14 protein-coding genes and 1 tRNA gene are annotated in these 13,849 nt (G+C 42.4%); 12 read left to right on the top strand and 3 right to left on the bottom strand.

Annotation, left to right across the window (positions count from 1 at the left end; translation table 11 throughout):
* The first annotated feature begins 66 nt into the window (after window positions 1-66).
* From G610_RS0110870 to G610_RS0110820, 11 genes are all read left to right on the top strand, one after another.
* Window positions 67-342, top strand: coding sequence for an IreB family regulatory phosphoprotein (locus tag G610_RS0110870; RefSeq protein ID WP_026496050.1), 276 nt, complete (start codon window positions 67-69; stop codon window positions 340-342).
* Window positions 342-761 (top strand): Holliday junction resolvase RuvX, encoded by a 420-nt coding sequence (gene ruvX, locus G610_RS0110865; RefSeq protein WP_026524816.1) that lies wholly within the window; start codon window positions 342-344, stop codon window positions 759-761. The genes G610_RS0110870 and ruvX overlap by 1 nt, the downstream gene beginning before the upstream one ends.
* 18 nt (window positions 762-779) lie before the next feature.
* Window positions 780-1,040 (top strand): DUF1292 domain-containing protein, encoded by a 261-nt coding sequence (locus tag G610_RS0110860; RefSeq protein WP_026524815.1) that lies wholly within the window; start codon window positions 780-782, stop codon window positions 1,038-1,040.
* A gap of 27 nt (window positions 1,041-1,067) precedes the next feature.
* Complete coding sequence (locus G610_RS0110855) at window positions 1,068-1,553, top strand: Fur family transcriptional regulator (protein ID WP_242829644.1); 486 nt, start codon at window positions 1,068-1,070, stop codon at window positions 1,551-1,553.
* Window positions 1,546-3,228: a ribonuclease J gene (locus tag G610_RS0110850; protein ID WP_026524813.1), complete on the top strand. Its 1,683-nt coding sequence runs from the start codon at window positions 1,546-1,548 to the stop codon at window positions 3,226-3,228. The genes G610_RS0110855 and G610_RS0110850 overlap by 8 nt, the downstream gene beginning before the upstream one ends.
* A gap of 11 nt (window positions 3,229-3,239) precedes the next feature.
* On the top strand, window positions 3,240-3,638 hold the full coding sequence (locus tag G610_RS0110845; protein WP_026524812.1) for an endolytic transglycosylase MltG: 399 nt from the start codon (window positions 3,240-3,242) through the stop codon (window positions 3,636-3,638).
* Window positions 3,635-4,276 (top strand): O-methyltransferase, encoded by a 642-nt coding sequence (locus G610_RS0110840; RefSeq protein WP_026524811.1) that lies wholly within the window; start codon window positions 3,635-3,637, stop codon window positions 4,274-4,276. Before G610_RS0110845 ends, G610_RS0110840 begins: the two co-directional genes overlap by 4 nt.
* A gap of 43 nt (window positions 4,277-4,319) precedes the next feature.
* Window positions 4,320-5,567 carry a peptidase U32 family protein gene (locus G610_RS0110835; RefSeq protein ID WP_026524810.1) on the top strand — a complete coding sequence of 416 codons (1,248 nt, stop codon included), beginning with the start codon at window positions 4,320-4,322 and terminating at the stop codon, window positions 5,565-5,567.
* A 73-nt stretch (window positions 5,568-5,640) separates the two neighbouring features.
* Window positions 5,641-7,752 (top strand): glutamine synthetase III family protein, encoded by a 2,112-nt coding sequence (locus G610_RS0110830; RefSeq protein WP_026524809.1) that lies wholly within the window; start codon window positions 5,641-5,643, stop codon window positions 7,750-7,752.
* 195 nt (window positions 7,753-7,947) lie between these two features.
* Window positions 7,948-8,020 (top strand) — tRNA-Gln (locus G610_RS0110825).
* Between the two features lie 40 nt (window positions 8,021-8,060).
* The gene (locus G610_RS0110820; protein ID WP_026524808.1) at window positions 8,061-8,717 is read left to right on the top strand and encodes a hypothetical protein; all 657 of its coding nucleotides are present in this window, start codon (window positions 8,061-8,063) and stop codon (window positions 8,715-8,717) included.
* Between the two features lie 102 nt (window positions 8,718-8,819).
* Here G610_RS0110820 and G610_RS0110815 read toward each other — a convergent pair whose 3' ends face one another.
* Together G610_RS0110815 and G610_RS20585 are read right to left on the bottom strand one after the other, a co-directional pair.
* On the bottom strand, window positions 8,820-10,502 hold the full coding sequence (locus tag G610_RS0110815) for an EAL domain-containing protein (protein ID WP_026524807.1): 1,683 nt from the start codon (window positions 10,500-10,502) through the stop codon (window positions 8,820-8,822).
* Window positions 10,503-10,505: 3 nt separating this feature from the next.
* Window positions 10,506-11,654, bottom strand: coding sequence for an AI-2E family transporter (locus G610_RS20585; RefSeq protein ID WP_196809838.1), 1,149 nt, complete (start codon window positions 11,652-11,654; stop codon window positions 10,506-10,508).
* Window positions 11,655-11,797: 143 nt separating this feature from the next.
* Here G610_RS20585 and G610_RS0110805 point away from each other — a divergent pair, with 143 nt between their 5' ends.
* Complete coding sequence (locus tag G610_RS0110805; protein ID WP_242829643.1) at window positions 11,798-12,235, top strand: sugar 3,4-ketoisomerase; 438 nt, start codon at window positions 11,798-11,800, stop codon at window positions 12,233-12,235.
* Here G610_RS0110805 and G610_RS0110800 read toward each other — a convergent pair.
* Window positions 12,206-13,801: a hypothetical protein gene (locus G610_RS0110800; RefSeq protein WP_026524805.1), complete on the bottom strand. Its 1,596-nt coding sequence runs from the start codon at window positions 13,799-13,801 to the stop codon at window positions 12,206-12,208. The two genes, G610_RS0110805 and G610_RS0110800, sit on opposite strands and share 30 nt — an antisense overlap.
* Window positions 13,802-13,849: the final 48 nt, after the last annotated feature.

Genomic DNA, 13,849 nt, shown 5'->3' with positions numbered 1-13,849 from the left:
TGACACGGGCTTTAAATGTACTGAGAGTACATTTGGATATAAAAAAGAAAAAAGAGGAAAAGGTGAATGGCAGATCAGAATTTAGGTAACACACAATTTTTCAAGGTTGATGTAGAGCCGGAGACTGGTGTCAAAAAGGTACTTTCAATAGTATATGAGGCACTTCTTGAGAAGGGTTACAATCCGGTAAATCAGATTGTTGGTTACATCATGTCAGGTGATCCTACTTACATCACCAGCCACATGGGTGCCAGAAGTCTGATCATGAAGGTAGAACGTGATGAGCTCGTAGAAGAGATGCTCACAGAGTATATTAAGAACAACAACTGGTCCAGAAAATAATGCGAATAATGGGTTTGGATTACGGCTCCAAGACCGTGGGAGTCGCTATCAGCGATGAGCTGCTTTTAACGGCTCAGGCCAAGGAGATTATCCGTAGAAAAGAAGAGAATAAGCTTCGTAAGACGCTGGCGCGTATAGAAGAACTGATCCAGGAGTATGATGTCGAGACGATAGTGCTTGGACTTCCACTGAACATGGATCAGTCTGAATCAGTGCGCTCAGGATTGTCTGAAGAATTTAGGGAGAAGCTTGAGAGAAGAACATCTCTTCCCGTTATTATGTGGGACGAACGACTTACGACGGTGGAAGCAGACACCATAATGGATGAAGTCGGCATAAAGAAAGCCGATCGCAAGGAGTACGTCGACATGATAGCCGCACAGATCATATTGCAGGATTATCTGGACAACAGAGGCTAGAAAGAGGCAAAACAAAATATGGAAAAAATTACATTTCGTCCGGAGGGTGAGGAACCCGTGGACTTTTTCGTGTTGGAACAGACCATGATAGGGGCAAAATCCTATATTTTGGTTACGGACGTAGAAGATGGTGATGGTGAAGCTCTGATTTTAAGAGATGATTCCGAAAAAGGTGATGAGGAAGCGAACTACACCATAGTTGAAGATGATAAGGAACTGGAAGCAGTTGCGGTTGTTTTCAGAAAGCTTTTGGAAGAGGACGATATCGGCCTTGATTAATTCTTATTATAAATCCGGGGGTGGATTTTGAAGAATAATAAGACACAAAGAGAGATACTTACATCCGAAGAATTTAAAGCTTTATTAAAAAAGCGCGGTCTTAAGGTGACTACGCAGCGTCTTGCTGTGCTTGAAACACTGGGAATCAATCCCGATGCACACCTTACCGTGGAAGAAATTTATGATTTGGTAAAAAAGTCGAATCCTGAGATAGGACTTGCGACTATTTATAGAACAGTTCAGGTATTGAAAGAGCTTCAGCTTATCGATCGGGTTAACTTTGATGATGGAGTAGAACGCTATGAGTTGGTACATCTGTCAAAGGATGGCAGTCAGAAGCACCACCATCATCATTTAATTTGTGTAAACTGTGGAAGAGTATTTGAATTCGAGGAAGACATGATGGAGAACCTCGAACTCAAGATATCGAAGAAAACAGGTTTTAAAGTTATCGATCATGAGGTGAAACTCTACGGTTATTGTAAAGAATGTGGAGGAAAACCGATTGAATAAAAAGAAAACGAATATTGATGCTTCAGGACTTCAGGTGATACCCCTTGGAGGATTGGAGCAGATTGGAATGAACATTACTGCCTTCCGTTACGAGGACAGTATTATTGTGGTGGACTGCGGTCTGTCATTCCCTGACGACGACATGCTGGGAATAGATCTTGTAATCCCGGATATTACCTATCTGAAGAATAATGCGGATAAGGTTAAGGGATTTGTCATAACCCACGGACATGAGGACCATATAGGTGCACTTCCTTATGTTCTGAAGGAGCTTAATGTTCCGATTTATGCAACCAGACTTACCATGGGCATAATTGAGCACAAGCTTGAGGAGCACGGCCTTGTCAAGAAGGTAAGACGTAAGGTTGTAAAATTCGGACAGTCTATCAATCTTGGTGATTTCAGAGTAGAGTTTATCAGAACAAACCACTCAATCGTAGATGCTGCGGCACTTGCGATCTATTCTCCTGCGGGAATAGTTGTGCACACAGGAGACTTCAAGGTTGATTACACACCGGTTTACGGAGATCCCATTGATCTTCAGAGATTTGGTGAGATAGGTAAAAAGGGCGTGCTGGCTCTTATGTGTGATTCCACCAACGCAGAGCGTCCCGGCTTCACCGCTTCCGAGAGGACTGTTGGAAAAACATTTGATACTTTATTCGAAGAGCATGCTAATTCAAGAATAATAGTTGCTACCTTTGCATCTAACGTAGACAGAGTGCAGCAGATCATCAATACGGCCTACAAGTTCGGAAGAAAAGTTGCGGTAGAAGGCCGAAGTATGGTAAATATAATAGATATTGCCCAGAAGCTTGAGTGTATACAGATCCCTGAGAATACTCTTGTGGATGTGGAACAGCTTAAGAGTTATCCGGACAACAAGACTGTTATCATAACAACCGGTAGCCAGGGAGAAAGTATGGCTGCTCTTAGTCGTATGGCCAGCGGTCAGCATAAGAAGATCAGCATAAGACCCGGTGATACCATTATCTTTTCATCACACCCGATACCGGGTAATGAAAAGGCGGTAACGAATGTTATCAACGATCTGCTGGTTAAGGGAGCAGATGTTATTTTCCAGGATGTTCACGTATCAGGACATGCCTGCCAGGAGGATATCAAGCTCATCCATACACTGGTAAGACCTAAGTACTTTATTCCTGTGCATGGAGAGTACAAGCACCTCATTGCTCAGAAAAATATTGCCATGGGCCTTGGAATGGATAAGGATAATATCTTTATTATCAGATCCGGTGACGTACTTGAGCTCAAGGAAGACAGTGCCAAGGTTACAGGTAAGGTGCCTGTAGGTGCTATTCTGGTTGACGGTCTTGGCGTAGGCGATGTTGGTAATGTGGTTCTTAGAGACAGACAGAGACTAGCTGAAGACGGTATTGTCATCGTCGTATTTGGCATTGATAAGGAAAATGCTCAGCTTGTTTCAGGCCCCAGCATTGTTTCAAGAGGCTTTGTATATGTAAGAGAATCGGATCAGCTGATCGATTATGCAACTGATCTTGTCCTTGATGAGGTGACAGAGGCTCTCGATAGTGGTATAACTGATTGGAACAAGTTAAAGAATATTGTTAAGGATGTCCTTTCGGATTTCATCTGGAAGAAGACAAAGAGAAGACCCATGATTCTTCCTATTATCATGGATTATAATTTCTAAAGGATTTTATTATGAGTGCAAGAAGCGTAGGACTTGGTTTACTTGATACCATCTTTAAGGGATTGCTCATTGTAGTAGCCATAATGATGATATCAAAATATGCAAAGGTAGCGTATGATTACGGATACCATATTTATAATCAGTCACCTGCATCTGAGTATGATACCAGAACGGTTACCGTCTCAGTTACAGAGTCGATGTCTGTTATGGATATTGCAGAACTCCTTGAAAACAGAGGGATAGTTGATGATAAATATCTTTTCTGGCTTCAGGAGAGATTCTCTGAGTATCACGGAATGATCGCAGCCGGTACTTATGAGCTCAGTCCTTCGCAGAAGGCCGACGAGATCATAGGCGTTATGAGTGCCAAGACGATCGAGGAAAAAGAGGCGGAGGCAGCTAATAAGTGATTAGCGAAGAAAGAATACGTACCTTTATCAATTCTCTTGATAGAGGTAATGCTCCATTTTTGGATGAATTGGAAAAAGAGGCTCTGGGGGGAAATGTTCCGATTATTAGGAAAGACTCACAGGGCCTTATGAAATTTTTAATGGCAATGACGAGACCTTCGAATATTTTGGAAGTCGGATGTGCCGTTGGATTTTCAGCACTTCTGATGGCAGAGTATACAGATCCTGATACTAGGATCACTACCATCGAGAAATTCGAAAAAAGGATTCCTGTTGCCAGGAGCAATTTTGAAAAATATGACAAGGATAAAAAGATAACTCTTCTTGAGGGAGACGCAGCAGATATTCTTGCGGATTTGTCGGATTCCTATGATTTTATTTTTATGGATGCCGCAAAAGGGCAGTACCTGACCTTTTTACCGGATTGTAAGAGACTTCTTAAAAAGGGAGGACTTCTGGTGTCGGATAATGTACTTCAGGACGGCGATGTTATGGAATCAAGATTTGCCGTAACCAGAAGAAACCGCACTATACATGAGAGAATGCGGGATTATCTGTATGCTATTAAGCATGACCCTGAGCTTGAGAGTGTAATTTTATATATTGGTGATGGCATGGCGCTGTCATATAAGTTGTAATTTATAAAGTGAAAGATGCCGTATTTTCGGCAAGAGGAAAGTAATGAGCAGAGAAAAAAAGAAACCGGAACTTCTGATACCCGCAAGCAGCCTTGAAGTACTTAAGACTGCGGTAATTTTTGGAGCGGATGCAGTTTATATAGGAGGAAATTCCTTTGGACTTAGGGCAAAGGCAAAGAACTTCAGTCATGATGATATGGCAGAGGGTATTAAATTTGCCCATGAGCATGGCGTTCATGTCCATGTAACAGCCAATATCCTTGCCCACAATGATGATCTTAAGGGAGCAGAGGAATACTTCCATGAGCTTAAAGAGCTTGGCCCGGATGCGCTTATTATTGCAGATCCCGGCATGTTCATGATGGCAAGAAGAATCTGTCCTGAGATTGATATTCATGTTTCAACTCAGGCCAATAATACGAATTACGAGACATATAAGTTCTGGGCAGATCTTGGAGCTAAGAGAGTAGTTGCTGCAAGAGAGCTTTCACTTAAAGAGATTGCGCAGATAAGGGACAATATTCCCGATGATCTTGAAATAGAGAGTTTTATTCACGGAGCTATGTGTATTAGCTATTCAGGAAGATGTCTTTTGTCTAATTATTTCACCGGCAGGGATGCCAACCACGGCGAGTGCACTCATCCCTGCAGATGGAAGTATGCGGTTGTTGAGGAGACAAGACCCGGCGAATATCTTCCCGTATATGAGAATGAGAGAGGTTCCTTTATTTTCAATTCAAAGGATCTGTGCATGATAGAGCATATTCCGGAGCTGGTTGAAGCTGGTGTTGACAGCTGTAAGATAGAGGGCCGCATGAAAACAGCACTTTATGTGGCTACAGTTGCAAGAACTTACAGAAAAGCCATCGATGACTATTTTGAGTCAGAGGAAAAATACAGACAGAACATGCCATGGTATCTTGATGAGATTTCAAGATGTACCTACAGGCAGTTCACCACAGGCTTCTATTTTGGTAAGCCCTCTGATGAAGCTCAGATCTACGATGCCAATACCTATGTAAATGAGTACACATATCTTGGTATCGTGGGAGAGGTCGACGACAGAGGCCTTGCAAGAATAGAGCAGAGAAATAAATTCTCCGTTGGAGATACAATTGAGATCATGAAGCCCGATGGCCGTGATATAGAGACCAAGGTACTTGGAATAATAAATGAAAATGGTGAGGAAGTTGAGAGCTGCCCTCATCCCAAGGAAGTTCTGTATATAAAGCTCGATCAGGAAACCGAGAAGTATGATATTTTAAGAGTACATACCGCATCTGATAATTGAGTATTTTATTCTTTTAGTGTACAATCATTTGCGATATTGTAATTTCAAATCATAAATAGAAAACGAGGTAGGCATGAACGAGCAGGTCAAGGTAGAAGAGTTATTCGGAAAAAATGTATTCACTTTGGAAAAGATGCGTCAGAGACTTCCAAAGAGTGTTTACAAAGAAGTGATTGATGTTATGGAGAATGGCGGAGACCTTTCTCTTGCATCAGCGGATGTAGTTGCTAACGCTATGAAAAACTGGGCAATGGAGAACGGTGCTACACACTATACACACTGGTTCCAGCCCCTGACAGGCATCACAGCTGAGAAACACGATGCATTTATTACCAGTGCCCGCGGCGACGGACACATGATGACATCTTTCTCCGGAAAGGAGCTCATTAAGGGTGAGCCTGATGCTTCTTCTTTCCCTTCCGGCGGACTTCGTGCCACTTTTGAAGCCAGAGGCTATACAGCATGGGATATCACATCTCCCGCATTCCTTAAGGAGAGCGGAGCAGGTGTTACACTGTGCATTCCCACAGCATTCTGCTCATACAATGGAGAGGCTCTTGATAAAAAGACTCCTCTCCTGCGATCTATGGAGGCTGTTAATAAGCAGGCTCTTCGAATTGTTCATCTCTTTGGAAATACAGCAGCAAAAAAAGTAAATGTATCAGTTGGTCCCGAGCAGGAGTACTTCCTTGTAGACTGGAAGAAGAGCCTGCAGCGCCCTGATCTTATCTTTACAGGCAGAACTCTTTTTGGAGCTCAGCCGCCTAAGGGTCAGGAGATGGAGGATCACTATTTCGGTGTTATCAGAGAGCGTGTCGGTGAGTTCATGAAGGACTTAAATGACGAGCTCTGGAAGCTTGGTGTTCCCGGCAAGACTCAGCACAATGAGGTTGCTCCCGGACAGCATGAGCTTGCACCTATTTATGAGACAGCAAATATCGCTGTAGATCATAACCAGATCATCATGGAGACCATGAAGAGAGTGGCAGAGCATCACAACATGAGATGCCTTCTTCACGAAAAACCCTTCGCAGGAGTTAACGGTTCAGGTAAGCATGACAACTGGTCTCTTTGCACAGATAATGGTGTAAACCTTCTTGACCCCGGCGATACACCCAATGAAAATATTCAGTTCCTTTTCGTACTTGCATGTATCGTTAAGGCGGTAGATACACACGCAGACATTCTCAGACAGAGTGCTGCTGATGTTGGAAACGATCACAGACTTGGTGCTGATGAGGCACCTCCGGCAATCATCTCAATGTTCCTTGGTGAGCAGCTTGAGGACGTGGTTCAGCAGCTTATTGAGACAGGTGAAGCAAGACGTTCTAAGCGCGGCGGAAAGCTTAAGACCGGTGTTTCAACACTTCCTGAATTTGAGAAGGATGCTACAGACAGAAACCGTACATCACCCTTTGCATTTACAGGTAATAAGTTCGAGTTCCGTATGGTTGGTTCCTCGGATTCAATGGCAAGCTCAAATACAGCCCTTAACACAATTGTTGCCGAGGCTTTCTGTGAGGCAGCAGACAGACTTGATAAGGCTGATGATTTTGACATGGAAGTACATGATATCATCAAGGAATATCTTACAGATCACCAGAGAGTAATCTTTAACGGTGACGGATATTCAGATGAGTGGAAGGCAGAAGCTGCAAGGAGAAAGCTTCCCAACATTCCTTCAACAATCGAGGCAGCAGAGGTTCTTACAACCAAGAAGGCAGTTGATCTCTATAAGAAGTTTGGCGTATTTAATAAGACCGAGCTTGAAGCAAGAAAAGAGATCATCTTTGAGACCTATGCAAAGACCATTAATATAGAAGCTCTCACCATGATAGATATGGCTAGTAAGCAGATCATTCCTGCTGTAATGAAGTATGCAGGAACTCTTGCAATCAACATAAATGCAATCGCTGCTGCAGGTTGTGATGCATCTGTTGAGAAGGCAGAGCTTAAGGAGATTTCAGATAACTTAAAGGCTATGAAGAAGGCTCTTGATCAGCTTAAGAAGGATGAGGAGAAGGCAAGAACCATCTCTGATACCAGAAAGAGAGCATACTACTGCAAGGATAAGGTAATGCCTGCAATGGTGGCATTAAGAGATCCTGCAGATAAGCTTGAGATGCTTGTTGATAAGAAGGACTGGCCCTTCCCTACATACGCTGATTTACTTTTTGAAGGCTGAGAGCACTTGGCGAAGTATTGTTGAGCCTAGTGCGAACGTGTTCCGGCGAGCGACAGCGAGAGCGGAACTTCCCTGTTAAATTAACCTGCGAAGTGCTGATTTAAGGCGCTTCGCGGAAACTAAAAAATTTTTATAAATTTATGAAAAAAGTGCTTGCATTTTTTTTATAACTTACGTATAATCAATTCTTGTCGGTGGGCTATCGCCAAGCGGTAAGGCAACGGACTCTGACTCCGTCATTTCGTAGGTTCGAATCCTACTAGCCCAGTTCAAACCTCAGAATTTGATTCTGAGGTTTTTTTACTAAAATGGCAAAGAACGCGAGGTGCGTTGTGAAGTCTCTTATGAAGGATTTTGCGTTCCCGGTTTTGTGGGAGCTATTATTTATAGTGATGTGCATTATGCGCCCGATAAAGACGCTTTATTTGTTCTTTGTATTTTATCTCGTTCTTCTTGTTTATTATCACGAGAGCTTTTCAATAAAAGAATTTTCCGCTAATTTCAAAAATATCAAAAAGTTTTGGATTCCTGTTGCCATAACCTTTGCTGCAATGCTGGCTTTATACTGGGTTAAGACCAATGTTATCCAGAGAAATATAATTATGCTGGATGGAACCTTCAGTATTACATGGGAGAACAGCTATTTAGGCGAGCTCCTCTATGCCATCACTATTATGTTCCTTGGTCCCATTGCCAGTGAGATATACTACAGGAAGGCAGTCATGAGGTTCGATACCATTGGCTCCACAATGATTAGCTTTGTGATCGGACTTTTGCTCTGCGGCTTTGGAAGTGCATATCTTCCTCTTGGAGTTGCTGAAGCAGTGATGCTGGCGTTGCCCCTTGCTCTTTGTTATTTCGTAACGAGGAATGTATATGTATCCATGGCAGCGAATATTCTGTTTATGATGTATCAGCACATTCCAAATATTGTTTATGACGTAGCGAGAATTTCGCTTAGATGATGATGGTTATAGAAATGTAAAACCCTGTCTGCAAGGACAGGGTTTAAATTGTTTATGGGCAATCCACCGGGGTTATCTTTTTAGTATAGAAACCGGCAGCATTTAGAAATTTGATTCAAATTCTGATATGGGCATGGGCCTTGCAAGATAGTACCCCTGGAATCTGTCACAGCCAAGGGACTTAAGGTATTCAAATTGCTGCTCAGTCTCAATTCCTTCCGCAACTACATTCATTCCAAGGCTCTTGCAGAGCTTAAGAGATGATTCCAGGATCATCTTGCTGCGGGGATCCGATTCGCTTCCTGCGATGAAGGTGCGGTCGAATTTTACATATTCCGCATGGACATCCTTAAGCATATTAAGAGATACATTTCCTATACCAAAGTTGTCAATTGCAACTCTGAAGCCCTCTGCACGGAATGCATCTATAAGCTCGAACTGTTTCTCAGTGTCGTTCATAAGATCAACTTCAGAGAACTCAAGAACAAGTCTGTTTGGATCTATCCTATAGTTGTTTACAAGCTCCTTAAGGGCCTTTAGAGCATCCATGTAGAAAAATACCTTAGGCGTTACGTTAACACCCATTATAATGTTATATTTTGAGGTATTTTGCCATGCGCTCAGTTGTCGCATAACAAGCTCCCAGTTTTTGTAATCCAGCTGAGCGATGTGCTCTGTTTTTTCAAGGATACCTATATATTTTTCAGAAGGGACTACGGTTCCGTTTGGCTTTATCCATCTAGTCAGGGCTTCCACGCCGGTTACAGCCTTGTCAGAGTTAAAGAGGGGCTGAACATAGATGGTGAACTGTCCGTCTGAAAGGTTATTTTCAAAGGTGCTAAGGAATTCCTCTTCGTCTTCACTTTGCTTAAGAAGCTTATTGGTGTAGAAGGTGAGGATATTTTCTCTCTGGTCATGAAGGGACTGAAGTGCCAGGTCAGCCCTTTCTATCATGGTGGTTACAGGTATTTCCGGATCATCTATTCTGTAAACGCCAAGGTGGAAATAGAGATGATAATTCTCGCTGTCTACAAGCTTGCCTATTTCCTCTACGGCATCGATGAAAGTTCCTTCATCAAATCTGTTTTCGGGCATACATAATACGAAATGATCAGCCTGAATTCTTCCGTATACCGTGTCGGAACCGCAGCGCTTTCTAAGCATATCTGCGATGGCAATGAGGACTTCGTTCCCTCGCTGTCTTCCGTATCTCTTATTCAGAACTCGGAAATGTCTGATGTCTCCTGTGATTAGCAGTCTATCCACGTCGGGATCGTCCACCAGAAGCTTTCTGATGGCACGGCAGATTCCATCCAGGTTAAAAAGCCTTGTCAGAGGGTCATGGGTTACTACATAGTCAGTATCAGTCATGCCCTGAGATAGCTGTATGCCCTCGGAATTAAGGATTGGAACGATAGCTTCTCCCGGCTGAGGGAGGTTCTGAGTATCAACACTTATAAGCTCCAATACGCATGAAAAGCTGTTGTCATCGGGTAAAAGGAGCTTTATGGGAATGGACTGGATGAGATGCCGCCTGTTTTCATAGATCTCTTCCTTGCTCTGTCTGTTAGAACTAAGGCATGCCCTGTAGCTGCTGCAATTCGAGCATCTTGAAGTAGCATTCCACACAGAATGACATTCTTTTCCGTAGTGGACGCCGCCTGATGCGTCAACAGTAATCTCGCGGCATTCAATGGGATCAACAAGGCGGACGGTATCATACATTCGCTTCATTGTGTCCATCATCTGACCGAGATCTTTATAGGTGTACTCATCTACTCGCATAGATTATTCCTCATCTTCGGGAGACTGCTTTGATTGTGCTGCAGCTTCCCTTTTTTCAATCCAGTTAGTATATACAACGTTAAAAATAGCAGCAAACGGAATTGCCAGCATGATGCCTGCAACGCCGAACATTCTTCCTCCAACAACCAAAGTTACCAGGATCCAAATGGCAGGAACGTTTAAGGATCCTCCGAAAAGCTTGGGCTTAATGATATATCCGTCCACAGTCTGAAGCACTATCGTAAAGATAAGGAACAACAGAGCGTGGAATGGATTAACCAGTACAAGGATAAATGCGCCGATAACTGCACCAAGGATGGGACCAAAGGTGGGGGCCAGGTTGGTAATTCCTACAACCACTGAAATAAGCACTGAGTAGGACATACCTGTTATCAGCATAAAGAACCAGTTAATTATTCCTACGATAATTCCATCAAGAAGATCATAGACGATGTACTGCAGCAGGATGTTGTTACACTTATCAAGGAATGCTTCCATGCTCTTGAAGGCAGGAGCAGGAACAAACTGCTTTAAGAGTCTTCTGCATCCAAACTGGAGCTTTTCCTTGCCCATAAGGAAATATATAGCAAGGATGAAGCCAAGTACCACGTTGACAACATTTCTTCCTATTCCGGCAGAAACATTGATGACCTGCTCAATGGCCTGCGGCAGTTTCTGTGCAAACTGTGCCAGGAAAGTGTTGATCTTGGATGTGATACCGGAAATATCCAGATGGAAGCTTCCTGCCTTTATACTCAGTGTATTGAGCAGTGATTCAAGGGAACCGGCATAGCCGTCCAGGTTGGATATAAAGGTTGAAATACTGTCAATGAGCTGAGGTATCAGCGCTATCATCAAAAGCACAATCACAAGTATTATTGTCGCTATGGCAAGCACTACGGATAATATGCGCTTGGCATCAGCGTTTTTGATACCCTTTAGCAGTTTTTTCTCAAAAAGGTCCACAAGGGGATGCATGATATATGCGATGATAAGACCTGTTATTACAGGTGAAAAATATCTGCCAAGAACTCCCAGTGCTCCAAGGAATACGTTCAGGTGAGAGAGCACAAGATATAAAACTACCGCAGAGCAGGTAGCGATTGTGTAAGGAAACCAATTTCTGTTAAACCAATCTTTGTTAAATTTCATAATGTCTGTATGTGCATAAAATTTGCACATTTCCCCAATCTATAGTATTTTATCGTTATACTAATTCTAGTCTTTAAGGGAATTCGAATCAATTAAAAAAGTATTAAGATTCGTCAAATTTTAAACGGATAGGAGTTAAGAAAATGATCAATCATATGGATCGCGTAAAAATGATAGAGTTCCAGGACAGGGGCGATGAGCGCGGACAGCTTATAGTAGTTGAGGGTGCACAGGACATCCCTTTTGATATCAAAAGAACATTCTACATCTATGGAAGTGATGCAACTGTTGTAAGAGGAAAGCATGCAAACAGAAGGACAGAGTTCGTCCTTATTAATGTTGCAGGTTCCAGTAAGGTTAAGGTTTTGGATGGTGCTGGAAATGAGACGATTTTCTGTCTGAACAGACCTAACACAGGAATTTATCTCCCCAACATGGTTTGGAAGGAGATGTATGATTTTAGCCCGGATTCGGTGCTTTTAGTACTTGCCAGTGAGCATTATGATGCTGCTGAGTACATCAGGGACTATGATGAATATGTAAAAGAGATATCATCTTTTTCTAATGAATCTGCCAATTGAGAAGATAAGAACACAGATGATACCTGCAAAAAAGCCACAGGTAATGACGCTCCGTATATATTCCATATGCGGGGCTGTTTTTTTGAAAATATACATGGTGGGGTCACTGCTGTGATAACCCTCTACAATGTCGCCCTTTGCTAAGGCTGCATCCACATCAGCCTGAGTCATCTCGATATTTTTGTGATTAAAGTAAGGATCAGCGATCTCGGTGTTTGTGTAAAGCACTTTAGGCTCTGTGGTTGACACATAATAAATGCCTGATGCCAGGATAAATGAAACTGCAAAAAGCAGGGCAAACTTTAAAAAGTTGCAGCTGATATGAGCTATTGTTTTTACGAAGGCCTTATGGAGCTTAAAGTCGGCAATATCCGGAACGACGATCTCTTTTTCTCCAAGAGGGAGAAGGATAATCTCTTTTCTAAGAAGCTCCGGGAAGTCCTCTGCTTTTTTCGAAAGGGTATCGTAGAGCCATGCACCGATGAAAACAAAAGTGAGATTCTTGTAGCTTAAGTTAAAAAGGAACGGATCACTCATGCCAATAAAGCAGAAGGTTATCATAATGGCGAGCTCCGGCTTTTTGTTGTTTTTAACAATGTATTTTATCCAAACAAGATAGATAGAGCATATCAGGATAAAGGATACGATTCCAAGCTGCAGGAAAAGGTATAAGAAGGAATTATCCAGCATATACCAGCTTGTGGGAGTCTCACCAAAATATGAACCAAAGGGTGTGATCTTTTCATTGGTCAGGAAATAAAGCGCATATTCGTAGCGCTTGTGAAGAAGCTTATTCATGAATTCGAAGGCATCTCCTGTTGCAAGAAGAGGTCCTGCGATTGAAAAGATTACTGTGGCAGGGAAAAGCATGAGGATAAGAGCATTTTCAAGCTTTGAACGCTCTTTTCTCGCATGGAGATAAAGGTTTGCCACAAGATATATTGAAATAGAAATAAGTCCCGTAAGACTTACGGTGTATACATAGATAAAGCAGCTAAGGAGCATTGCAATAAGAGATGCCCTTACCAGCTTTGAAAAACTCTCTGCTTTATATAAATAGAAAAAGAGCATTATGAGTATCAGAAGTGTGGTGTGGGTTGTATTGGGATAGGGATAGCCCAGTGAATGTCTCATAATATAGCCAAAACCGCTTCTGTTATTCATGTGATTAAGCTCTTGAATAAGGCCTGTCATTGAGAGAACATAAAGTACAAAGTAAGAAATGCCAAGGATATAGAGGCCAAGGCGCATTACTTTTTTCTCATTTATACCCTTCATGCCCAGCATCATGGTAAAGTATATAAGAAGACCTTTCTCGCCGGAACATGCGTAGGTAATTGAGCCTGCCCCGAGAAAGCATATTATGATAAGGCATTCTGCCAGTGTGTGTCTTGTGGAAATGATTTTGATGCCAAACATGGCGGCACCTGCCAAAAGAAGCACATTGTAGATAGTCTGTCCGTCATAGAAGCCTATAGCACGAGCGCCAAAGAGAATCAGGAAGTAAATATAATAAAAGAGCTCGAAAGCTTTTATTTTGTTGTTTGCGTTTATAGATTCTCCCATGCGGTTGCAGGTTTCCTTTCAACAGCCAAATTATATAAAAGGATTATA

The sequence above is a fragment of the Butyrivibrio sp. MB2005 genome (assembly GCF_000424285.1).
Lineage (GTDB): Bacteria > Bacillota > Clostridia > Lachnospirales > Lachnospiraceae > Butyrivibrio.
Note: the sequence above shows the minus strand (reverse complement) of the source record. Positions and strands in the feature narration are given on the sequence as shown.

Bases quoted from the DNA above. Each gene is read 5' to 3' on its own strand.
- G610_RS0110870 (WP_026496050.1), top strand. From the start codon at position 67: ATGGCAGATCAGAATTTAGGTAACACACAATTTTTCAAGGTTGATGTA.
- ruvX (WP_026524816.1), top strand. From the start codon at position 342: ATGCGAATAATGGGTTTGGATTACGGCTCCAAGACCGTGGGAGTCGCT.
- G610_RS0110860 (WP_026524815.1), top strand. From the start codon at position 780: ATGGAAAAAATTACATTTCGTCCGGAGGGTGAGGAACCCGTGGACTTT.
- G610_RS0110845 (WP_026524812.1), top strand. From the start codon at position 3,240: ATGAGTGCAAGAAGCGTAGGACTTGGTTTACTTGATACCATCTTTAAG.
- G610_RS0110835 (WP_026524810.1), top strand. From the start codon at position 4,320: ATGAGCAGAGAAAAAAAGAAACCGGAACTTCTGATACCCGCAAGCAGC.
- G610_RS0110830 (WP_026524809.1), top strand. From the start codon at position 5,641: ATGAACGAGCAGGTCAAGGTAGAAGAGTTATTCGGAAAAAATGTATTC.
- G610_RS0110820 (WP_026524808.1), top strand. From the start codon at position 8,061: ATGGCAAAGAACGCGAGGTGCGTTGTGAAGTCTCTTATGAAGGATTTT.
- G610_RS0110815 (WP_026524807.1), bottom strand. From the start codon at position 10,502: ATGCGAGTAGATGAGTACACCTATAAAGATCTCGGTCAGATGATGGAC.
- G610_RS20585 (WP_196809838.1), bottom strand. From the start codon at position 11,654: ATGAAATTTAACAAAGATTGGTTTAACAGAAATTGGTTTCCTTACACA.
- G610_RS0110805 (WP_242829643.1), top strand. From the start codon at position 11,798: ATGATCAATCATATGGATCGCGTAAAAATGATAGAGTTCCAGGACAGG.
- G610_RS0110800 (WP_026524805.1), bottom strand. From the start codon at position 13,801: ATGGGAGAATCTATAAACGCAAACAACAAAATAAAAGCTTTCGAGCTC.